This is a genomic window from Pseudomonas sp. GP01-A4, from assembly GCF_058780865.1.
The window spans coordinates 73842-95050 of record NZ_JBYSWF010000019.1; the positions used below are offsets into that span (position 1 = coordinate 73842).

At 61.3% G+C, this 21209-nt stretch carries 18 protein-coding genes and 1 other RNA gene; 18 read left to right on the forward strand and 1 reads right to left on the reverse strand.

All coding sequences use genetic code 11. The features are described 5' to 3' along the window. The first annotated feature begins 119 nt into the window (after positions 1 to 119). The 18 genes from rsmI (at position 120) to lpxC (ending at position 19628) form a co-directional block, all read left to right on the forward strand. Positions 120 to 1025, forward strand: coding sequence for a 16S rRNA (cytidine(1402)-2'-O)-methyltransferase (rsmI, locus tag AC3WKX_RS13835; RefSeq protein ID WP_161635740.1), 906 nt, complete (start codon positions 120 to 122; stop codon positions 1023 to 1025). Positions 1026 to 1120: 95 nt separating this feature from the next. Continuing rightward, an RNA gene (gene rnpB / locus AC3WKX_RS13840) (RNase P RNA component class A) lies at positions 1121 to 1474 on the forward strand. Positions 1475 to 1829: 355 nt separating this feature from the next. Further along, a complete protein-coding gene (mraZ, locus tag AC3WKX_RS13845) occupies positions 1830 to 2285 on the forward strand; it encodes a division/cell wall cluster transcriptional repressor MraZ (RefSeq protein ID WP_003171868.1) in 456 nt (151 codons plus the stop codon). Further along, positions 2282 to 3229, forward strand: coding sequence for a 16S rRNA (cytosine(1402)-N(4))-methyltransferase RsmH (gene rsmH / locus AC3WKX_RS13850; RefSeq protein ID WP_003216201.1), 948 nt, complete (start codon positions 2282 to 2284; stop codon positions 3227 to 3229). The genes mraZ and rsmH overlap by 4 nt, the downstream gene beginning before the upstream one ends. Beyond that, positions 3226 to 3519: a cell division protein FtsL gene (gene ftsL, locus AC3WKX_RS13855; protein WP_003216203.1), complete on the forward strand. Its 294-nt coding sequence runs from the start codon at positions 3226 to 3228 to the stop codon at positions 3517 to 3519. Before rsmH ends, ftsL begins: the two co-directional genes overlap by 4 nt. Further along, complete coding sequence (locus tag AC3WKX_RS13860) at positions 3519 to 5261, forward strand: peptidoglycan D,D-transpeptidase FtsI family protein (protein ID WP_166742205.1); 1743 nt, start codon at positions 3519 to 3521, stop codon at positions 5259 to 5261. Before ftsL ends, AC3WKX_RS13860 begins: the two co-directional genes overlap by 1 nt. Continuing rightward, positions 5261 to 6724 (forward strand): UDP-N-acetylmuramoyl-L-alanyl-D-glutamate--2,6-diaminopimelate ligase, encoded by a 1464-nt coding sequence (locus AC3WKX_RS13865; protein WP_003216207.1) that lies wholly within the window; start codon positions 5261 to 5263, stop codon positions 6722 to 6724. Before AC3WKX_RS13860 ends, AC3WKX_RS13865 begins: the two co-directional genes overlap by 1 nt. Continuing rightward, positions 6717 to 8087, forward strand: coding sequence for a UDP-N-acetylmuramoyl-tripeptide--D-alanyl-D-alanine ligase (locus AC3WKX_RS13870; RefSeq protein ID WP_102604713.1), 1371 nt, complete (start codon positions 6717 to 6719; stop codon positions 8085 to 8087). Before AC3WKX_RS13865 ends, AC3WKX_RS13870 begins: the two co-directional genes overlap by 8 nt. Beyond that, complete coding sequence (mraY, locus tag AC3WKX_RS13875; RefSeq protein ID WP_008434230.1) at positions 8087 to 9169, forward strand: phospho-N-acetylmuramoyl-pentapeptide-transferase; 1083 nt, start codon at positions 8087 to 8089, stop codon at positions 9167 to 9169. The genes AC3WKX_RS13870 and mraY overlap by 1 nt, the downstream gene beginning before the upstream one ends. A gap of 6 nt (positions 9170 to 9175) precedes the next feature. Next, complete coding sequence (murD, locus tag AC3WKX_RS13880; protein WP_076014386.1) at positions 9176 to 10522, forward strand: UDP-N-acetylmuramoyl-L-alanine--D-glutamate ligase; 1347 nt, start codon at positions 9176 to 9178, stop codon at positions 10520 to 10522. Beyond that, positions 10519 to 11742: a putative lipid II flippase FtsW gene (gene ftsW, locus AC3WKX_RS13885; RefSeq protein WP_003216215.1), complete on the forward strand. Its 1224-nt coding sequence runs from the start codon at positions 10519 to 10521 to the stop codon at positions 11740 to 11742. The genes murD and ftsW overlap by 4 nt, the downstream gene beginning before the upstream one ends. Next, complete coding sequence (murG, locus tag AC3WKX_RS13890; RefSeq protein ID WP_003216217.1) at positions 11732 to 12802, forward strand: undecaprenyldiphospho-muramoylpentapeptide beta-N-acetylglucosaminyltransferase; 1071 nt, start codon at positions 11732 to 11734, stop codon at positions 12800 to 12802. The genes ftsW and murG overlap by 11 nt, the downstream gene beginning before the upstream one ends. Next, complete coding sequence (murC, locus tag AC3WKX_RS13895; protein WP_102604714.1) at positions 12795 to 14240, forward strand: UDP-N-acetylmuramate--L-alanine ligase; 1446 nt, start codon at positions 12795 to 12797, stop codon at positions 14238 to 14240. The genes murG and murC overlap by 8 nt, the downstream gene beginning before the upstream one ends. Beyond that, on the forward strand, positions 14237 to 15193 hold the full coding sequence (locus AC3WKX_RS13900) for a D-alanine--D-alanine ligase (protein WP_003216220.1): 957 nt from the start codon (positions 14237 to 14239) through the stop codon (positions 15191 to 15193). Before murC ends, AC3WKX_RS13900 begins: the two co-directional genes overlap by 4 nt. A gap of 4 nt (positions 15194 to 15197) precedes the next feature. Beyond that, positions 15198 to 16064 carry a cell division protein FtsQ/DivIB gene (locus AC3WKX_RS13905; RefSeq protein WP_023659197.1) on the forward strand — a complete coding sequence of 289 codons (867 nt, stop codon included), beginning with the start codon at positions 15198 to 15200 and terminating at the stop codon, positions 16062 to 16064. A gap of 15 nt (positions 16065 to 16079) precedes the next feature. Beyond that, positions 16080 to 17342, forward strand: a complete 1263-nt coding sequence (ftsA, locus tag AC3WKX_RS13910) for a cell division protein FtsA (protein WP_003216224.1) — start codon at positions 16080 to 16082, stop codon at positions 17340 to 17342. 65 nt (positions 17343 to 17407) lie between these two features. Continuing rightward, complete coding sequence (gene ftsZ / locus AC3WKX_RS13915; RefSeq protein WP_003216225.1) at positions 17408 to 18604, forward strand: cell division protein FtsZ; 1197 nt, start codon at positions 17408 to 17410, stop codon at positions 18602 to 18604. Positions 18605 to 18716: 112 nt separating this feature from the next. Next, on the forward strand, positions 18717 to 19628 hold the full coding sequence (gene lpxC, locus AC3WKX_RS13920) for a UDP-3-O-acyl-N-acetylglucosamine deacetylase (RefSeq protein WP_003216227.1): 912 nt from the start codon (positions 18717 to 18719) through the stop codon (positions 19626 to 19628). Between the two features lie 103 nt (positions 19629 to 19731). Here the strand turns inward: lpxC and AC3WKX_RS13925 are convergent. Next, positions 19732 to 21209 (reverse strand): diguanylate cyclase (locus AC3WKX_RS13925; protein WP_102607471.1); only part of this gene is annotated, 1478 nt, incomplete at its 5' end.

Below are 21209 nucleotides of genomic sequence, written 5' to 3' on the forward strand. Positions count from 1 at the left end.
GGCGCGATGTTACTGGCGTGAAACCGTCTATTTAGGTCGTGTAAATGTTGCAGGAACCAATAGGCGGCTGAAATCGAACCCGCCCCGAGGGCATATATTCAAGGCGTCTACGCGCTACAATGTGGCTTTTGCCAACCATCGAGGTGTGCGTTTTGACTGCTCCAGGTCCTTTGAATTCCACTGCAGGCTCGCTTTTTGTCGTGGCGACGCCCATTGGCAACCTGGACGACATCAGTGCGCGTGCGCTGAAAGTGTTGCGCGACGTAAAACTGATCGCGGCTGAAGACACTCGGCACTCCCAGCGGTTGATGCAGCATTTCGGTATTCCGACCCCCTTGGCCGCCTGTCACGAACACAACGAGCGTGAAGAAGGCAGTCGTTTTATCACTCGTTTGCTGGCGGGTGATGACGTGGCGTTGATCTCGGATGCGGGTACGCCGCTGATTTCCGACCCTGGCTATCATCTGGTTCGCCAGGCGCGGGCGGCTGGTATCAATGTAGTGCCTGTTCCGGGAGCGTGCGCGCTGATTGCTGCATTGTCTGCTGCCGGCTTGCCGTCGGACCGGTTTATCTTCGAAGGCTTCCTGCCCGCCAAGGCCGTCGGGCGCCGGGCGCGCCTGGAACTGGTAAAGGAAGAGCCACGCACGCTGATCTTCTACGAAGCCCCGCACCGCATCCTTGAGTGCCTGCAAGATATGGAGCTGGTGTTCGGCGGCGATCGCCTGGCACTGCTGGCGCGGGAAATCACCAAGACCTTCGAAACCCTCAAGGGCTTGCCGCTGCAGGAACTGCGCGAATTTGTCGAGGGCGACAGCAATCAGCAGCGCGGAGAGTGCGTAGTGCTGGTAGCCGGCTGGTCGGCGCCGGAAAGCGAAGATGCCGTGGGCAGCGAGGCAATGCGCATTCTTGACCTGCTGCTCAAGGAGATGCCATTGAAGCGCGCCGCTGCATTGGCCGCGGAAATAACCGGCGTACGCAAGAACGTCCTGTATCAAGTGGCGCTGGATAAACAAAAGGGCGAATAGTTCCGGGTTCCAGCCTGCACTCCGTCTGAACATGATGGCATTAGTGTCTTTTAATACTTGTTCTAACGCCGCCGTGCCGTTAACCTGCGCGGCGGAGAGTCGATTGGACAGTCGCTGCCTTCTATGAAAATTAGAGGGGGGAGGAAAGTCCGGGCTCCATAGGGCGAAGTGCCAGGTAATGCCTGGGAGGCGTGAGCCTACGGAAAGTGCCACAGAAAATAACCGCCTAAGTACTTCGGTACCGGTAAGGGTGAAAAGGTGCGGTAAGAGCGCACCGCACGACTGGCAACAGTTCGTGGCTAGGTAAACCCCACTTGGAGCAAGACCAAATAGGGTCCCAAGGCGTGGCCCGCGCTGGGACCGGGTAGGTTGCTAAAGATGTCCAGTGATGGCCATCGTAGACGAATGACTGTTCAAGACAGAACCCGGCTTACAGATCGACTCTCCACCTTTTTTCCTTCTGTCCGAATCTCGGGCAGGAACCTGGTAGTAACGCGAGAATCCCTCCCTGCTGAATCGTCAGCAGATGCGTCTTCGTAATACCGAAAAAATCTTACTCTTAATAAATTACTTTAACTTTAAGCCTTAGCTCTTTGAGCTATTTGGTGTTGTTGAGTCAAAATCGCCGTCAAACTCTCGTTTCTCCTCCCTTTACCTTCCTAAATCTCCGTTCTGTAAGGCTTTTCCTTGAATCCGCGCCTTGACGGTGTGGTGGGCGCATTCCTATAGTGTGCGCAAGTGGCGGAAAGTGGCACAAAGTGGGTTTTTTGAACGTAAAACGCTAAAATTTGGAGAAACGCATCTGTGTTTCGCGGAGCTAACGCTATCAGTCTCGATGCAAAAGGCCGTCTCGCCATGCCGAGCCGGTATCGTGACGAGCTCATTTCGCGAAGTTCCGGGCAATTAATCATCACCATCGATGCCGTTGATCCCTGTTTATGTGTGTACCCGCTCGATGAGTGGGAGCTGATTGAAACCAAGTTGCGTGCACTGCCTTCACTGCGTGAAGAGAACCGCCGCCTGCAACGCTTGCTGATTGGTAATGCCGTCGACCTCGAACTCGATGGCAGTGGTCGTTTCCTGGTTCCACCGCGTCTGCGCGAATACGCCAAATTGGACAAGCGCGCGATGCTGGTAGGCCAACTGAACAAGTTCCAATTGTGGGACGAAGATGCCTGGGATGCTGTTTCTGCAGCTGACCTGGCTGCTATTCAACAACCGGGCGCCATGCCTGATGAACTGCGTGATTTGATCCTGTGACTATTGATAGCGGCTTTAACCACATCACCGTACTGCTTGACGAAGCCGTTGAGGCTCTCGCCGTACGCGCGGATGGCTGCTATTTGGATGGCACCTTCGGCAGGGGCGGGCACAGTCGGCTGATCCTCAGCCAGCTGGGTCCGGACGGTAAGCTCCTCGGGTTCGACAAAGACCCTCAAGCGATTGCCACCGGGCAAGCGCTAGCGGCCGAAGACGGCCGCTTTGTCGTTGTGCAGCGCAGCTTTGCCGAGCTCGGTGCAGAAGTCGCCGAACGTGGCATGGCGGGCAAGGTGGCCGGGGTTCTGCTGGACCTGGGCGTGTCTTCCCCACAGCTGGACGACCCTGAGCGTGGCTTCAGTTTCATGAACGACGGCCCGCTGGACATGCGCATGGACCCAAGCCGTGGCATCAGCGCCGCGCAGTTCATCGCTACCGCTCCCCACGAAGAAATCACCCGTGTGTTCAAGGAATACGGCGAAGAGCGCTTCGCTGGCCGCATGGCGCGTGCCGTGGTCGAACGCCGGGAAATCCAGCCGTTCGAGCGCACGGCCGACCTGGCTGAGGTGCTGAAAGTCGCCAACCCTGCATGGGAAAAGGGCAAGAACCCGGCAACCCGTGCGTTCCAGGGCCTGCGTATTCACGTCAACAACGAATTGGGCGACCTGGAAGCCGGCCTCGAAGCCGCCCTGGAAGCTCTGGAAGTGGGCGGTCGCCTGGTGGTGATCAGCTTCCACTCCCTGGAAGACCGCATCGTCAAATTGTTCATGCGTCGCCTGGTCAAGGGCGAGTCCGACAACCTGCCGCGCAACCTGCCGGTGCGTTACGAAGCTTTTGTGCCGAAAATCAAAATCCATGGCAAAGCGCAGTTCGCTTCCGAAGCCGAACTCAAGGCCAACCCACGTGCCCGTAGCGCTGTCATGCGCGTTGCGGAGAAGTTGCGGTGAGCAAGCTTTTCGCCAAGCCCCTTCCGGGCGGCAGCTTCTTTATGTTGCTGCTATTTGTTGGCGTGCTGGTGTCCGCGATTGCGGTGTCCTACAGCGCCCACTACAACCGTCAACTGCTCAATACCCTGTACGGGGAATTGAGCGTGCGCGACAAGGCGCAGGCGGAGTGGGGCCGATTGATCCTCGAGCAAAGTACCTGGACGGCCCACAGCCGCATCGAAGTGCTGGCCACTGAACAACTGAAGATGCACATCCCGGGCGCTGCAGAAGTTCGCATGGTGGCGCCATGATGAAACTCGAGGGCGCACTCTACCCGTGGCGTTTCCGCGTAGTGCTGGGGTTGCTGGCACTGATGGTGGGCGCGATTGCCTGGCGGATTATCGACCTGCAAGTGGTGGACCGTGACTTCCTGATCGGCCAGGGCGATGCCCGTAGCCTGCGGCATATCCCGATTCCTGCACACCGCGGCCTGATCACCGACCGTAATGGCGAGCCCCTGGCCGTCAGTACCCCGGTGACCACCCTGTGGGCCAACGCCAAGGAAATGCAGACCGCCAAGGACAAATGGCCGGAACTGGCTGCCGCCCTGGGCCAGGACCCGAAAGCCCTGAGCGAACGCCTCGAAGCCCAGGCCAATAAAGAATTCATCTACCTGGTTCGCGGGCTCACCCCCGAACAAGGCCAGCAAGTACTCGACCTTAAAGTCCCCGGTGTCTACGGCATCGAGGAATTTCGGCGTTTCTACCCGGCCGGCGAAACCACTGCCCATATGGTGGGTTTCACCGACATTGATGATCACGGTCGCGAAGGCGTGGAACTCGCCTACGACGAATGGCTGGCCGGGGTTCCCGGCAAACGACAGGTCATCAAGGATCGGCGCGGCAGACTGATCAAGGATGTCCAGGTCACCAAAAACGCCAAGGCCGGTAAGCCCTTGGCGTTGTCGATTGACCTGCGCCTGCAATACCTGGCCAACCGTGAGCTGCGTAACGCGATCATCGAGAACGGTGCGAAAGCCGGCAGCCTGGTGATCATGGACGTGAAGACCGGCGAGATTCTCGCCATGGTCAACCAGCCGACCTACAACCCCAACAACCGTCGCAACCTGCAACCGGCGATGATGCGCAACCGCGCCATGATCGACGTGTTCGAGCCGGGTTCGACCATGAAAGCCATTTCCATGAGTGCCGCCCTGGAAACCGGGCGCTGGAAACCGGCCGATAAGGTCGAGGTTTACCCGGGCACATTGCAGCTGGGCAAATACACCATTCGTGACGTGTCGCGCACCGAAGGTCCGGTGCTGGATTTGACAGGTATCCTGATCAACTCCAGTAACGTGGGCATGAGTAAAGTCGCCTTCGATATCGGCGGCGAAGCCATCTACCACCTCGCGCAGAAAGTCGGCCTGGGGCAACCCACCGGCCTGGACTTCCCGGGCGAACGTGTGGGCAACCTGCCGAACTACCGTGACTGGAAAAAAGCCGAGACCGCCACGCTTTCCTACGGTTATGGCCTGTCGGTAACAGCCATCCAGCTGGCCCACGCCTTCTCGGTGCTGGCCAACAACGGCCGCATGGTGCCGCTGAGCCTGATCCACCTGGACGAGGCGCCGCCTGCGACCCAGGTGATCCCGGAAAACGTCGCGAAGACCATGCAAGGCATGCTGCAACAAGTGATCGAAGCACCACGTGGCGTGTTCCGTGCCCAGGTGCCGGCGTATCACGTGGCAGGCAAGTCCGGTACCGCGCGTAAAACCGCCGTGGGTACCAAGGGCTACGCCGAAAACTCCTACCGCTCGCTGTTCGCAGGCTTCGGCCCGATGAGCGATCCGCGCTACGCCATCGTCGTGGTGATCGATGAGCCGAGCAAAGCCGGTTACTTCGGTGGCCTGGTATCGGCGCCGGTGTTCAGCAAGGTGATGTCCGGGACGTTGCGCCTGATGAACATCACGCCGGACAACCTGCCGGCTACCCAACAAGCGAACGCCGGCCCGCCGGCCGCTGCTGTAAAAGCCAATGGAGGGCGCGGCTGATGTCTCTGAGCCTGAACAAGATTTTTGCCCACGCCGGCCGCGATCTGCTGATTCGCGAGTTGACCCTGGACAGCCGTAATGTGCGTGCCGGCGACCTGTTCCTGGCAGTGCCGGGTGGCAAGTTCGACGGCCGTGACCATATCGCCGACGCGCTGCAACGCGGCGCTGCGGCAGTAGCCTATGAAGTGGAAGGCGCCACCGTGCTGCCGATCACCGACGTGCCTTTGATTCCGGTCAAGGGCCTGGCTGCGCAATTGTCGGACATCGCCGGGCGCTTTTATGGCGACCCGAGCCGCACCCTGAACCTGGTGGGCGTGACCGGTACCAACGGCAAGACCAGCGTGACCCAATTGGTTGCCCAGGCGCTTGACCTGCTGGGTCAGCATTGCGGCATCGTCGGCACCCTGGGCACCGGTTTCTACGGCGCGCTGCAAAGCGGGCTGCACACCACGCCTAACCCGATTGCCGTGCAAGCGACCCTGGCCGACCTGAAAAAGGCCGGTGCCAAGGCGGTTGCCATGGAAGTCTCGTCCCACGGTCTGGACCAGGGGCGCGTGACTGCCCTGGCGTTCGACGTGGCGGTGATGACCAACCTGTCCCGCGATCACCTGGATTACCACGGGACCATGGAGGCCTACGCCGCCACCAAGGCCCGGCTGTTTGCCTGGAATGACCTGAAGTGCCGGGTGGTCAACCTGGACGACGAATTCGGTCGCCAACTGGCCGCCGCCCAAGGCGACGGTCGCCTGATCAGCTACAGCCTGGAAGACTCCAGCGCCTACCTGTATTGCCGTGAAGCCACCTTTGATGACGAAGGCGTGCGCGCCACGCTGGTTACGCCACAGGGCGAGCACCATTTGCGCAGCACCTTGCTCGGGCGTTTCAACCTGAGCAACGTATTGGCCGCCGTCGGTGCCTTGCTTGGCCTGGATTACGCCCTCGACGAAATCCTGCGGGTGTTGCCGAAGCTGGAAGGCCCGGCCGGTCGCATGCAACGCCTCGGCGGCGGCACCCAGCCGCTGGTGGTGGTCGATTACGCCCACACGCCGGACGCCCTGGAAAAAATCCTGCAGGCCCTGCGCCCCCACGCCAAGGGTAAATTGCTGTGCCTGTTCGGCTGTGGCGGTGACCGCGATCGCGGCAAGCGCCCGCTGATGGCGGAAATCGTCGAGCGCCTGGCCGACGGTGTGCTAGTCACTGACGACAACCCGCGCAGCGAAGACCCAAGCCAGATTTTCGATGACATTCGTGTCGGCTTTAAAGATGCGTCCAAGGCGACGTTCGTCGCCGGTCGCGGTGCAGCCATCGCCCAATTGATCGCCGGCGCAAGTGCTGACGACGTGGTGGTGCTGGCCGGTAAAGGTCACGAGGACTATCAGGAAATCAACGGCGAACGCCACGCCTTCTCCGATCTGGTCGAGGCTGATCATGCCCTGACCGCGTGGGAGGTGGCTCATGCTTAAGCCGCTTAAATTCAGCGAACTGACCCAGGCCTTGTCGGCCCGTGTGCTGTCGGCTGATTGCAGCTTTGATGGCGTCAGCATCGACAGCCGGACGATCAAGCCCGGGCAACTGTTTGTCGCCTTGGCCGGCCCGAGTTTCGATGGCCATGACTACCTGAATGACGTCGCTGCCAAAGGCGCTGTCGGCGCTCTGGTGCAGCGCGAAGTCGCTGACTCGACGCTGCCACAATTGCTGGTCGCCGACACCCGCCTGGCCCTCGGCCAACTGGGGGCGCTGAACCGTGCCGCCTTCACCAAGCCTGTTGCGGCGATCACCGGTTCCAGCGGCAAGACCACGGTCAAGGAACTGCTGGCCGGCATCCTGCGCACGCGCGGCCCGGTCCTGGCGACCCGTGGCAACCTGAACAATGACTTCGGCGCTCCGCTGACCCTGCTCGAACTGGCCCCGGAACACACGGCGGCCGTCATTGAGCTGGGTGCTTCGCGCATCGGCGAAATCGCCTACACCGTGGCCATGACCAAGCCTCATGTCGCGGTGATCAGCAACGCCGGTACTGCCCACGTCGGCGAGTTTGGCGGCCCTGAAAAGATCGTCGAAGCCAAGGGCGAAATCATCGAAGGCCTCGACGCATCCGGCACTGCCGTGCTGAACCTCGATGACAAGGCCTTCGAAACCTGGCGTGTACGTGCCGCCGGTCGCAAGGTGTTGAGCTTCGCGGTGCACAACGCCGCTGCCGATTTCCATGCCTCGAATATCAAGGCCGACGCCCGTGGCTGCCCGTCCTTCACCCTGCATACCCCGCGAGGTGACGAGCACGTACAACTGAACCTGCTGGGCAACCACAACGTCGCCAATGCCCTGGCTGCCGCCGCCGCCGCCCACGTGCTGGGCGTGTCGTTGTTTGGCATCGCCACCGGCCTTGGCGCCGTGCAACCGGTCAAGGGCCGCACCGTCGCGCAACTGGCCAGCAACGGCATGCGCGTGATTGATGACACCTACAACGCCAACCAGTCCTCGATCTGTGCCGCCATCGACCTGCTGACCAGCTTCGACGGTCGCAAGGTGCTGGTGCTGGGAGATATCGCCGAGCTGGGCGAGTGGGCCGAACAGTCTCACCGTGAAGTCGGCGCGTACGCCGCCGGCAAGGTCGATGCCCTTTACGCCGTTGGCCCGAACATGCTGCACGCCGTGGACACCTTCGGGCCGGGCGCCAGGCATTTCGCCAGCCAGGCCGAACTGATCCAGGCACTGAGTGCGGCTGAACAAGACAAACACACCACTATTTTGATCAAGGGATCGCGCAGCGCGGTGATGGAAAACGTCGTCGCGGCCTTGTGTGGCTCAAGTACGGAGAAACATTAATGCTGCTGCTGCTGGCTGAGTATCTGCAACAGTTCCACAAAGGCTTCGCGGTCTTTCAGTACCTGACCCTGCGCGGGATCCTGGGTGTGCTGACCGCGCTGTCGTTGTCGCTGTTCCTCGGGCCATGGATGATCCGTACCCTGCAAAACCTGCAGATTGGCCAGTCGGTACGCAACGACGGCCCGCAGTCGCACCTGTCCAAATCCGGCACCCCGACCATGGGCGGTGCGTTGATCCTGTCGTCCATCGGCATCAGTACGCTGCTGTGGGCTGACCTGCATAACCGTTATGTCTGGACCGTGCTGCTGGTGACCCTGCTGTTCGGCGCCATCGGTTGGGTAGATGACTACCGCAAGGTGATCGAGAAGAACTCCAAGGGGCTGCCTAGCCGCTGGAAGTATTTCTGGCAGTCGGTGTTCGGCCTCGGCGCGGCGATCTTCCTGTTCATGACTGCGCCAAGCGCGGTGGAAACCACCCTGATCATCCCGATGCTCAAGGACGCCAGCATTCCACTGGGCGTCGGCTTCGTGGTGCTGACCTACTTCGTGATCGTCGGCTCCAGCAACGCGGTCAACCTGACGGACGGCCTCGACGGCCTGGCGATCATGCCGACGGTGATGGTGGGCGGCGCCCTCGGCATCTTCTGCTACCTGTCGGGTAACGTGAAATTCGCTGAATACCTGCTGATCCCGTATGTACCGGGCGCAGGCGAACTGATTGTGTTCTGCGGCGCGTTGATCGGTGCGGGCCTGGGCTTCCTGTGGTTCAACACCTACCCCGCACAAGTCTTCATGGGCGACGTCGGCGCACTGGCGCTGGGCGCGGCCCTGGGCACCATCGCGGTGATCGTCCGCCAGGAAATCGTCCTGTTCATCATGGGCGGTGTGTTCGTGATGGAAACCCTGTCGGTGGTGATCCAGGTTGCCTCCTTCAAATTGACCGGGCGCCGCGTATTCCGCATGGCGCCGATTCACCACCACTTTGAACTCAAGGGCTGGCCTGAGCCGCGGGTGATTGTCCGTTTCTGGATTATCACCGTGATTCTGGTTCTGTTCGGCCTTGCCACCCTGAAACTGAGGTAGAAACGAGTGTCCCTGATCGCTTCAGACCACTTCCGCATCGTTGTCGGCCTCGGCAAGAGCGGCATGTCCCTGGTTCGCTTCCTGGCGAACCGGGGCACGTCGTTTGCCGTGGCCGATACGCGGGAAAATCCACCGGAGCTGGTCACGCTGCGCCGTGACTACCCGCACGTGGAAGTGCGTTGTGGCGAGCTGGATGTCGAGTTTCTGTGCCGTGCCGATGAGCTCTACGTGAGCCCCGGCCTGGCCCTGGCGACCCCGGCCCTGCAAGCGGCGGCGGCCCGTGGCGTGAAGTTGTCCGGCGATATCGAGCTGTTCGCGCGTAACGCGAAGGCGCCGATCGTGGCCATCAGTGGTTCCAATGCCAAAAGCACCGTCACCACCCTGGTGGGCGAGATGGCGGCTGCGGCCGGCAAGCGCGTGGCCGTGGGCGGCAACCTCGGCACGCCGGCGCTGGACCTGCTCAACGACGACGTCGAGCTGTACGTGATGGAGCTGTCGAGCTTCCAGCTGGAAACCACTGACCAGCTCAACGCCGAAGTGGCCACCGTGCTCAACGTCAGCGAAGACCACATGGACCGCTACAGCGGTCTGCCGGCGTATCACCTGGCCAAGCACCGGATCTTCCGTGGCGCGCGGCAAGTGGTGGTGAACCGTCAGGATGCCCTGAGCCGTCCGCTGATCGGCGAAGGTCTGCCGTGCTGGACCTTCGGCCTGAACAAGCCTGACTTCAAGGCCTTCGGCCTTCGGGAAGAGAACGGCGAGAAATACCTGGCCTTCGAATTCCAGAACCTGATGCCGGTGCGCGAACTGAAAATCCGTGGTGCCCACAACCAGGCCAACGCCCTGGCGGCGCTGGCGCTCGGTCACGCAGTTGGCTTGCCGTTCGACGCCATGCTCTCGGCCCTGCGCAGCTTTGCCGGCCTTGAGCATCGCTGCCAGTGGGTTCGCGAGCTGGATGGCGTTGGCTATTACAACGATTCCAAGGCCACCAACGTCGGTGCGGCACTCGCTGCCATCGAAGGCTTGGGTGCCGACATTCAGGGCAAGGTCGTGCTGATTGCCGGTGGCGACGGCAAGGGTGCCGACTTCAAGGACCTTAAAGGCCCGGTCGCCGCCAACTGCCGCGCCGTGGTGTTGATGGGTCGTGATTCCGGCCTGATCGCCGATGCCCTGGGCGACGCCGTACCGCAGGTGCGCGCGCAGTCCCTGGACGATGCCATCGCCCAATCCAAAGCCTTGGCTCAGCCGGGCGACGTGGTGCTGCTGTCGCCTGCCTGCGCCAGTTTCGACATGTTCAAGAACTACGAAGAGCGCGGCCAGCTGTTCGCCCGCGCCGTGGAGGCCTTGGCATGAGTATCAATTTCCGTAACATCATCAAGCCGTACCCGTCGCCGATCATTACCGGGCGCGGTATCGACCTGGACTTCCCGATGCTCGCCGGTTGCCTCGCGCTGCTGGGCCTGGGCCTGGTGATGATCACCTCGGCCTCCTCGGAAGTGGCTGCGGTGCAATCGGGCAACACCCTGTACATGATGATCCGTCACCTGGTGTACCTGGTGATTGGCCTTGGCGCATGCATCGTCACCATGATGATCCCGATCGCCACCTGGCAGCGCCTGGGTTGGCTGATGCTGGTGGGCGCCTTCGGCCTGTTGGTGATGGTGATCCTGCCCGGCATCGGGCGTGAGGTGAACGGCTCGATGCGCTGGATCGGCTTCGGTGCGTTCAACGTGCAGCCCTCGGAAATCGCCAAGGTGTTCGTGGTGATCTACCTCGCCGGCTACCTGGTGCGGCGCCAGAAAGAAGTACGCGAAAGCTGGATGGGCTTCTTCAAGCCGTTCATCGTGCTGCTGCCCATGGCCGGCCTGTTGCTGATGGAGCCGGACTTCGGTGCCACCGTTGTAATGATGGGCGCGGCGGCGGCGATGCTGTTCCTCGGTGGCGTCGGCCTGTTCCGCTTCACCCTGATGGTGGTGCTGGCGGTGGCCGCCGTGACCATTCTGGTGCAGGCGCAACCCTACCGGATGGCCCGTCTGATTACCTTTACCGACCCGTGGTCCGATCAGTTCGGTTCCGGCTACCAACTGACCCAGGCGTTGATCGCCTTCGGTCGCGGTGAGTGGCTGGGCGTGGGCCTGGGCAATAGCGTGCAGAAGCAGTTCTACCTGCCGGAAGCCCACACCGACTTCGTGTTCTCGGTACTCGCCGAAGAGCTGGGTGTGGTCGGTTCGCTGTGCACCGTCGCGCTGTTCGTGTTCGTGTGTGTTCGCGGCATGTACATCGGCTTGTGGGCCGAAAAGGCCAAGCAATATTTCGCCGCCTACGTGGCGTACGGCTTGTCGTTCCTGTGGATCGGCCAGTTCCTGATCAACATCGGGGTGAACGTCGGCCTGCTGCCGACCAAGGGCCTGACCTTGCCGTTCCTCAGCTACGGCGGCAGCTCGTTGGTGATTTGCTGCGCCTGTCTCGGGTTGTTGCTGCGCATCGAGTGGGAGAGTCGGACCCACCTGGGCAGCGAAGAGATGGAGTTCAGCGAAAGCGACTTCGCCGAGGAGCCGAACCATGGGCGCTAACGTGCTGATCATGGCAGGCGGCACCGGTGGCCACGTGTTCCCGGCGCTGGCCTGTGCCCGTGAGTTCCAGAATCGTGGCTACACCGTGCATTGGCTCGGTACGCCGCGCGGCATCGAAAACGATCTGGTACCGAATGCCGGCTTGCCGCTGCATTTGATCAACGTCACCGGCTTGCGTGGCAAGGGCAAATTGTCCCTGCTGAAGGCGCCGTTCGTGTTGCTCAAGGCCGTGTGGCAAGCGCGCAAGGTGATCCGCGAAGTGAAGCCGGTATGCGTGCTGGGCTTTGGTGGCTACGTGACCGGCCCGGGCGGTGTTGCGGCAAGACTCGCCGGCGTGCCAGTGATCGTCCACGAGCAGAATGCCGTGGCCGGCACTGCCAACCGCCTGCTGGTGCCCTTGGCTGCACGGGTATGCGAGGCGTTTCCGAAGACCTTTGGTGCCGCGGACAAGTTGCGTACCACCGGCAACCCGGTGCGTACCGAACTGTTCATGGACATCGCCCGCCAGCCATTGGCCGGTCGCAAGGCGCACCTGTTGATCCTGGGCGGAAGCCTGGGCGCCGAACCGTTGAACAAATTGCTGCCTGAAGCGGTGTCGCAACTCCCCGTGGAGCTGCGCCCGGAGATCTTCCATCAGGCCGGCAAGAACCACGATGAAGTGACCGCGACGCGTTATCGCGATGCGGGTGTGGAGGCGAATGTGCAGCCCTTCATCAAAGACATGGCCCAAGCCTATGGCTGGGCCGACCTGGTGGTCTGTCGCGCAGGTGCGTTGACCGTCAGTGAACTGGCCGCCGCCGGTCTGCCGTCCTTGCTGGTGCCTTTGCCCCACGCGATCGACGATCACCAGACCCGCAACGCCGAATATTTGGCCGGGGAGGGCGCTGCCTTCCTGCTGCCGCAAAGAACGACTGGCGCCGCCGATTTGGCCGCACGCCTGACCGAGGTTTTGATGCAACCGGAACGACTGAACAGCATGGCGAGCACCGCAAGCCGCCTGGCCAAACCTGACGCAACCCGCACCGTGGTCGATATCTGCCTGGAGGTGGCCCATGGTTGAGAATCAGAAAGCCATGCCACAGCCGGAAATGCGCCGCATCCGTCGCATCCACTTCGTCGGTATCGGAGGCGTGGGCATGTGCGGGATCGCCGAAGTGTTGCTGAACCTGGGTTACCAGGTGTCCGGCTCCGATCTGAAAATGTCGCCGGTCACCGAGCGCCTGGAATCGTTTGGCGCAAAAATCTTTATCGGCCACCGCGCCGAGAACGCTGCCGAAGCCGACGTGCTGGTGGTCTCCAGCGCTGTGAACACCTCCAACCCGGAGGTGGCCACCGCCCTTGAACGCCGCATTCCCGTAGTGCCGCGTGCCGAAATGCTGGCTGAGCTGATGCGCTACCGCCACGGCATCGCCGTCGCCGGTACCCACGGCAAGACCACCACCACCAGCCTGATCGCCTCGGTGTTCGCCGCCGGTGGCCTGGACCCGACGTTCGTCATCGGTGGCCGCCTGAATGCAGCCGGCACCAATGCACAACTGGGGACCAGCCGTTACCTGATCGCCGAAGCCGATGAAAGCGACGCCAGCTTCCTGCACCTGCAACCGCTGGTGGCCGTGGTGACCAACATCGACGCCGACCACATGGCGACCTACGACGGTGACTTCAACAAACTGAAGAAAACCTTCGTCGAGTTCCTGCACAACCTGCCGTTCTACGGTCTGGCCGTGGTGTGCCTGGACGATCCGGTGGTGCGCGAAATCCTGCCGCTGGTGAAGCGTCCGACCGTGACCTACGGCTTCAGCGAAGACTGCGACGTGCGCGCGATCAATGTGCGCCAGCAAGGCATGCAGACTTTCTTCACCGTGCTGCGTCCTGACCGCGAGCCGCTGGATGTCTCGGTGAACATGCCGGGCAACCACAACGTACTCAACTCCCTGGCGACCATCTGCATCGCCTCCGACGAAGGCGTCAGCGATGAAGCCATCGTCGAAGGCCTGTCGGGTTTTGCCGGCGTGGGTCGTCGCTTCCAGGTCTACGGCGAACTGCCGGTGGACGGCGGCAACGTGATGCTGGTGGACGACTACGGTCACCACCCGACCGAAGTGGCAGCGGTGATCAAGGCCGTACGCGGTGGCTGGCCGGAACGCCGCCTGGTGATGGTGTACCAGCCGCACCGCTACAGCCGTACCCGCGACCTGTACGACGATTTCGTCAATGTACTGGCGGATGCCAACGTGTTGCTGCTGATGGAAGTCTACCCGGCCGGTGAAGAACCGATCCCGGGTGCCGACAGCCGCAAGCTGTGCAACAGCATCCGTCAACGCGGCCAGTTGGACCCGATCTACATCGAGCGTGGTGTGGACCTGGCGCCGATCGTCAAGCCGCTGCTGCGTGCCGGCGACATCCTGCTGTGCCAGGGTGCCGGTGACATCGGTGGCCTCGCCCCTAAATTGCTGGCAAGCCCGCTGTTTGCCACCGCACAGGGGAAGTCGAAATGACCACTGACTACGGCTCCCTGTTCTCGACCATTCAACCTGCCGACTTCGGCCGGGTTGCGGTGCTGTTCGGTGGCAAGAGCGCTGAGCGTGAAGTGTCGCTGAAGTCCGGCAATGCCGTGCTGGAAGCGCTGCAAAGTGCCGGTGTGAATGCGTTCGGCATCGACGTGGGTGATGACTTCCTGTCGCGCCTGCAGGCCGAGAAGATCGACCGCGCCTTCATCATTCTTCACGGCCGTGGCGGTGAAGACGGCAGCATGCAGGGCCTGCTGGAGTGCCTGGGCATTCCGTATACCGGCAGCGGCATCCTCGCTTCGGCCCTGGCCATGGACAAGTTGCGCACCAAGCAGGTGTGGCACAGCCTGGGTATTCCGACCCCGCGTCACAGCGTGCTGTGCAGCGAAGACGATTGTATTTCTGCAGCCAAGGAACTGGGCCTGCCTTTGATCGTCAAACCAGCCCATGAAGGCTCCAGTATCGGCATGGCTAAAGTGAACTCAGCCGCCGAATTGATTGACGCATGGAAAGCGGCCAGTACCTACGATTCGCAAGTGTTGGTGGAACAGTGGATTCAAGGTCCCGAGTTCACCATCGCTACTCTGCGTGGCCAGGTATTGCCGCCCATCGCATTGGGCACGCCCCACACCTTTTACGACTACGACGCCAAGTATGTGGCCTCCGATACCCAGTACCGGATCCCGTGCGGCCTCGACGCAGCCAAGGAACAGGAATTGATGGACCTCACGGCGAAAGCCTGTGAGGCGCTGGGTATCGCCGGTTGGGCGCGGGCAGACGTGATGCAGGATGACCAGGGGAACTTCTGGTTCCTGGAAGTCAACACTGCACCCGGGATGACCGACCACAGCCTGGTACCCATGGCCGCTCGTGCCGCCGGCCTGGATTTCCAGCAGTTGGTGCTGGCGATCCTGGCAGCAAGCATAGAGCCACGAGGCTAAGACCATGAACGGCGCATCGCTTCGTCATCAGCAACCCGCTCCCGGCCGCAAGCCGGTGCCGCGTGGTGCCAGCCGAATGGTGGCTAAAGAGCCGATGTCGGCGCGCATGCCGAAAGCCAACTTTGGTTTTCTCAAGGCGCTGTTCTGGCCGGTGATCCTGGTGGCCCTGGGGTTTGGTACGTATGAAGGCGCCCAGCGCCTGCTGCCGTATGCCGACCGGCCGATCACCAAGATCAGCGTGCAGGGTGACTTGAGCTACATCAGCCAGCAAGCCGTGCAGCAGCGAATCGCCCCGTTTGTGGCGTCGAGCTTCTTCACCATCGACCTGGCAGGCATGCGCTCCGAGCTGGAACAGATGCCATGGATTGCCCACGCCGAAGTACGTCGCGTGTGGCCGGATCAAGTGACGATCCGCCTGGAAGAACAACTGCCCGTGGCCCGTTGGGGTGATGGTGCGCTGTTGAACAACCAGGGCCAGGCGTTTGCACCTCGCGAAGTGGCGAATTACGAGCACCTGCCGCAGTTGTTCGGACCGCAGCGGGCGCAGCAGCAAGTGATGCAGCAGTACCAGGCGTTGAGCCAGATGCTGCGGCCGTTGGGCTTCTCGATTGCGCGACTGGAATTGCGCGAGCGGGGCAGCTGGTTTTTGACCACGGGTGCAGGCAGTTCCGGCCCGGGCATCGAGTTGTTGCTGGGACGCGGCAACCTGGTGGAAAAGATGCGCCGTTTTATCGCCATCTATGAAAAGACCTTGAAAGAACAGATTACGAACATTGCGAGCATCGACCTGCGTTACGCCAACGGCCTTGCCGTCGGCTGGCGGGCCCCTGCGGCGCCCACGGCAGCGCAACCTGCTGTCGCGAAGAATTAAGAAGAGGCAGGACCCATGGCAAACGTGCAAAGCGGCAAAATGATCGTCGGTCTGGATATCGGCACCTCCAAGGTGGTGGCGCTGGTAGGCGAGGTCGCGGACGACGGCACGCTGGAAATCGTCGGAATCGGCACGCATCCGTCCCGGGGCCTGAAGAAGGGCGTGGTGGTGAATATTGAATCCACCGTGCAATCGATCCAGCGCGCCATCGAAGAAGCGCAGCTGATGGCCGGTTGCCGGATTCACTCGGCATTTGTCGGCGTTGCCGGCAACCACATCCGCAGCCTGAATTCCCACGGCATCGTGGCGATTCGCGACCGCGAAGTCAGCTCGGCCGACCTGGAGCGGGTACTCGACGCAGCGCAAGCCGTGGCGATCCCGGCTGACCAGCGCGTGCTGCACACCCTGCCGCAGGACTACGTGATCGATAACCAGGAAGGCGTTCGCGAGCCCCTGGGCATGTCGGGCGTACGTCTGGAAGCCAAGGTTCACGTAGTGACCTGCGCCGTCAACGCAGCACAGAACATTGAAAAATGCGTGCGCCGCTGCGGCCTGGAAATCGACGACATCATTCTCGAGCAGTTGGCTTCGGCTTACTCGGTACTGACCGACGACGAAAAAGAACTGGGCGTGTGCCTGGTAGACATCGGCGGCGGCACCACGGACATCGCGATCTTCACCGAGGGTGCGATTCGTCACACCGCCGTGATCCCGATTGCCGGTGACCAGGTGACCAACGACATCGCCATGGCGTTGCGCACACCGACCCAGTACGCCGAAGAAATCAAGATCCGTTACGCCTGCGCCCTGGCCAAGCTGGCCGGTGCCGGTGAAACCATCAAGGTGCCAAGCGTGGGCGACCGTCCACCGCGCGAGCTGTCGCGCCAGGCATTGGCCGAAGTGGTCGAGCCGCGCTACGACGAACTGTTCACCCTGATCCAGGCTGAACTGCGTCGCAGCGGCTACGAAGATTTGATCCCGGCCGGCATCGTGCTGACCGGTGGCACCTCGAAGATGGAAGGCGCGGTCGAACTGGCCGAGGAAATCTTCCACATGCCGGTCCGCCTGGGCGTGCCCCATGGCGTGAAAGGCCTGGGCGACGTAGTGCGCAACCCGATTTATTCCACCGGTGTGGGCTTGCTGTTGTACGGGCTGCAAAAGCAGACCGACGGCATTTCCCTGTCGGGCCCGAGCAACCGCGACAGCTACAGAAGCGACGACGAAGCGAAAGCGCCGTTGTTCGAGCGGTTGCAGGCTTGGGTGAAAGGCAATTTCTAAAGATTTACCGCAACACCGTTTCAAGTAGTAGGCGAAAAAACTAGAGAAATGAAAGGAGAGGGAAAATGTTCGAACTCGTAGACAACATCCCCGCAAGCCCGGTCATCAAAGTGATCGGCGTCGGCGGTGGCGGCGGCAACGCTGTCAACCACATGGTCAAGAGCAACATTGAAGGCGTTGAATTCATCTGCGCTAACACTGACGCCCAGGCCCTCAAAAGCATCGGTGCACGCACCATCCTGCAATTGGGCACAGCCGTGACCAAGGGCCTGGGTGCCGGCGCGAATCCGGAAGTCGGCCGTCAAGCCGCCCTGGAAGACCGCGAGCGCATCGCTGAAGTGCTGCAAGGCACCAACATGGTGTTCATCACCACGGGCATGGGCGGTGGTACCGGTACCGGTGCTGCGCCGATCATTGCCGAAGTGGCCAAGGAAATGGGGATCCTGACGGTTGCCGTCGTGACTCGTCCATTCCCGTTCGAAGGTCGCAAGCGCATGCAGATCGCCGATGAAGGCATCCGTCTGCTGTCCGAAAGCGTCGACTCGTTGATCACCATTCCCAACGAGAAGCTGCTGACCATCCTCGGCAAGGACGCAAGCCTGCTGTCCGCGTTTGCCAAGGCTGACGATGTACTGGCCGGTGCCGTTCGCGGTATCTCCGACATCATCAAGCGTCCGGGCATGATCAACGTCGACTTTGCCGACGTACGTACCGTGATGAGCGAAATGGGCATGGCGATGATGGGCACTGGCTGCGCCAGCGGTCCGAACCGTGCACGTGAAGCTACCGAAGCGGCCATCCGCAACCCGTTGCTGGAAGACGTGAACCTGCAAGGCGCACGCGGCATCCTGGTGAACATCACCGCCGGTCCTGACCTGTCCCTGGGTGAGTACTCCGACGTGGGTAGCATCATCGAAGCCTTCGCTTCCGAGCACGCCATGGTCAAGGTCGGTACCGTTATCGATCCGGACATGCGCGACGAACTGCACGTGACCGTTGTTGCGACCGGCCTGGGTGCGAAAATCGAGAAGCCTGTAAAGGTCATCGACAACACCGTCCATACCAGCCACGCCAGCCAGCAAGCTGCCGCTCCAGCGCCTTCGCGCCAGGAACTGCCGTCTGTGAACTATCGTGACCTGGATCGTCCGACCGTGATGCGCAACCAGGCTCAGGCCGGTGCTGCTGCATCCCGCAGCCCGAATCCGCAAGATGACCTGGACTACCTGGACATCCCGGCTTTCCTGCGTCGTCAGGCCGATTAATGGAATGTATCAGGGCTATGAAGGTGATTGGTGTTCAGCAAAGGTCTGGTCTGCTATTATCGCCAGCCTTTGTTGATACCAGTTCGCAATTTGCGCTGAAGCGGTCCAAGCCATGATTAAACAACGCACCCTGAAGAATATTATCCGTGCCACAGGTGTAGGTCTGCACTCCGGGGAGAAGGTATACCTGACCCTCAAGCCCGCACCTGTCGACACCGGCATCGTGTTTGTTCGTGCCGACCTGGACCCTGTGGTGCAGATACCTGCTCGCGCGGAAAATGTTGGCGAAACCACGATGTCGACCACGTTGGTCAACGGTGACGTCAAAGTGGACACGGTGGAGCACTTGCTCTCGGCCATGGCCGGTCTGGGCATCGATAACGCCTACGTCGAGCTCTCCGCGTCCGAAGTCCCGATCATGGATGGCAGCGCCGGACCCTTCGTATTCTTGATTCAATCTGCCGGCCTGGAAGAACAGGACGCAGCCAAGAAGTTCATTCGCATTCTGCGGGAAGTGACAGTAGAAGACGGCGACAAGCGCGCCACCTTCGTCCCGTTCGAAGGCTTTAAAGTGAGCTTTGAGATCGATTTCGATCACCCGGTATTCCGTGACCGCACCCAAAGTGCAAGCGTGGATTTTTCCAGCACTTCGTTCGTAAAAGAAGTCAGCCGCGCCCGTACCTTTGGTTTCATGAGTGACATCGAGTACCTGCGCAAGCACAACCTCGCACTCGGCGGCAGCGTTGAAAACGCCATTGTGGTCGACGCGGATGGTGTACTGAACGAAGACGGCCTTCGCTATGAAGACGAATTCGTGAAGCACAAGATCCTCGATGCAATCGGTGACCTCTACCTGCTGGGCAATAGCCTGATAGGCGAGTTCAAAGGCTTCAAGTCTGGCCACGCCCTGAACAACCAACTGCTGCGCAAGCTGATTGCACAGACAGATGCCTGGGAAGTCGTGACCTTCGAAGATGCCAGCACCGCACCGATCTCTTACATGCGTCCCGTCGCGGCGGTGTAAGTAACAACTCTCTTTCCTTTTGTTTTTAAAGGCTGCCTTCGGGTGGCCTTTTTTTTGATCGTTCCCACGCTCTGCGTGGTAACGCCTCCTGTGACGCTTCGCGTCACGGCTTTAAAGCGCCGGCATCAACAACGCGATTACGCCCGGTATGCTTGGCCTCATACAGCGCCTGGTCGGCGTTGAGCAGTAATTCCTCCAGCGTGGTGCGGCTGTTTTTGGTCCAGGTACTGAGGCCGATGCTGACGGTAATCGGCACCGTATCCCCGCCCACTCGCGGCAGGTGTTCGACACTGCTGCGGATATGTTCAGCAATCACGCGCGCACCCTGGCTGTCGGTATGCGGCAGCACCACTGCAAATTCTTCCCCACCATAGCGAGCCGCGAGGTCAGCCGGGCGGCGGATATTGCCCTCGATCACCTGCGCCACCGTGCGCAGTGCCTCGTCGCCACCTTGATGGCCATGTCGGTCGTTGAACGCCTTGAAGTGGTCCACGTCAATCATCAGCACCGTCAACGGCTCGGCCGAACGCTGGGCGCGGTCCCATTCCAGGCGCAGTCGCTGGTCCAGGGTACGGCGGTTGGCCAGGCCGGTGAGCGCGTCGGTGGCTGCCAGTTCTGACAGCACCTGTTCGGCACGGTGGCGCCTGCGCAATTCCATGCAGAGCATCCAGGTCAGCCACAAAAGGCCGATGCACAAAATCCCGGTGGCGCCGCTGATCACCAGTGCTGCGCGCTTCCAGGGGGCGAATATGTCATTCGTGGACAGCCCCACGACGACGATCAGCGGTAAATCGCCCACCGTTGAGAAGGTATACAGGCGGTGCTCCTCATCCACACTGGAGGTGCCGCGAAAGTTGCCGTCGCGCTCGTGCAATATGCGCGCGACGTTGGGCCGCTGGCTGAGGTCCTTGTCGATCATGTCCCGTTCCAGCAACGGCTGCTGGGCCAGCAGGATGCCTTGTCGGTTGATCAGGTTGATGGTGCTGTCGCTGCCGATATTCAGGCTGCGGAACAGTTGCTGAAAGTACGACAGGCGCATGGTGGCCACGGCCACGCCGAGGAATCGCCCATCCGGCCCGGAAACCCGGCGGCTGAATGCGATACGCCATTGGTCGTCACACACGCAGCGCGCCGTGAAGGGCCGGCTGATGAACAGGCCCAGGTCGGGATTCTGCCGATGGGCCTGGAAGTAATCGCGGTCGGCGAAGTTGGCGGATTTGGGCGTCTGCAGGGCTGAGTCGGCGATCACGTTGCCATCCTTGTCCAGCAACAGGATGTCGCCTTTGTAGGGCGCCGCTTCCGAACGGTCGAACAGCACCAGGTGACGGATGCCGGCCGATACCCCAGCCAAATCAGTGCGTTCGGTGGCGGCGATCAGGCCTTTGATCGACAAGTCGTACAGCTCGACGTTGCGCAGCACGTCGGCGTCGATCAGTTGGGTGATGTTATTGGCCGTGCGCTGGGCCGCCTGCAACGTGTTGGCGTGTTCGCGAATCAGCAGCACCGCGACCACCGACATGATCAGCAGCACCGTGACGCAACTGCCGATGATCAGCAGCAGCTCCGGGCGGTGGGTGGGGC

What these genes read in the sequence shown, in the direction of transcription:
- rsmI (WP_161635740.1), top strand. Translation starts at nt 120, where the DNA reads ATGTGGCTTTTGCCAACCATCGAGGTGTGCGTTTTGACTGCTCCAGGT.
- AC3WKX_RS13860 (WP_166742205.1), top strand. Translation starts at nt 3,519, where the DNA reads ATGAAACTCGAGGGCGCACTCTACCCGTGGCGTTTCCGCGTAGTGCTG.
- AC3WKX_RS13865 (WP_003216207.1), top strand. Translation starts at nt 5,261, where the DNA reads ATGTCTCTGAGCCTGAACAAGATTTTTGCCCACGCCGGCCGCGATCTG.
- AC3WKX_RS13870 (WP_102604713.1), top strand. Translation starts at nt 6,717, where the DNA reads ATGCTTAAGCCGCTTAAATTCAGCGAACTGACCCAGGCCTTGTCGGCC.
- mraY (WP_008434230.1), top strand. Translation starts at nt 8,087, where the DNA reads ATGCTGCTGCTGCTGGCTGAGTATCTGCAACAGTTCCACAAAGGCTTC.
- ftsW (WP_003216215.1), top strand. Translation starts at nt 10,519, where the DNA reads ATGAGTATCAATTTCCGTAACATCATCAAGCCGTACCCGTCGCCGATC.
- murG (WP_003216217.1), top strand. Translation starts at nt 11,732, where the DNA reads ATGGGCGCTAACGTGCTGATCATGGCAGGCGGCACCGGTGGCCACGTG.
- murC (WP_102604714.1), top strand. Translation starts at nt 12,795, where the DNA reads ATGGTTGAGAATCAGAAAGCCATGCCACAGCCGGAAATGCGCCGCATC.
- AC3WKX_RS13900 (WP_003216220.1), top strand. Translation starts at nt 14,237, where the DNA reads ATGACCACTGACTACGGCTCCCTGTTCTCGACCATTCAACCTGCCGAC.
- AC3WKX_RS13905 (WP_023659197.1), top strand. Translation starts at nt 15,198, where the DNA reads ATGAACGGCGCATCGCTTCGTCATCAGCAACCCGCTCCCGGCCGCAAG.
- ftsA (WP_003216224.1), top strand. Translation starts at nt 16,080, where the DNA reads ATGGCAAACGTGCAAAGCGGCAAAATGATCGTCGGTCTGGATATCGGC.
- ftsZ (WP_003216225.1), top strand. Translation starts at nt 17,408, where the DNA reads ATGTTCGAACTCGTAGACAACATCCCCGCAAGCCCGGTCATCAAAGTG.
- lpxC (WP_003216227.1), top strand. Translation starts at nt 18,717, where the DNA reads ATGATTAAACAACGCACCCTGAAGAATATTATCCGTGCCACAGGTGTA.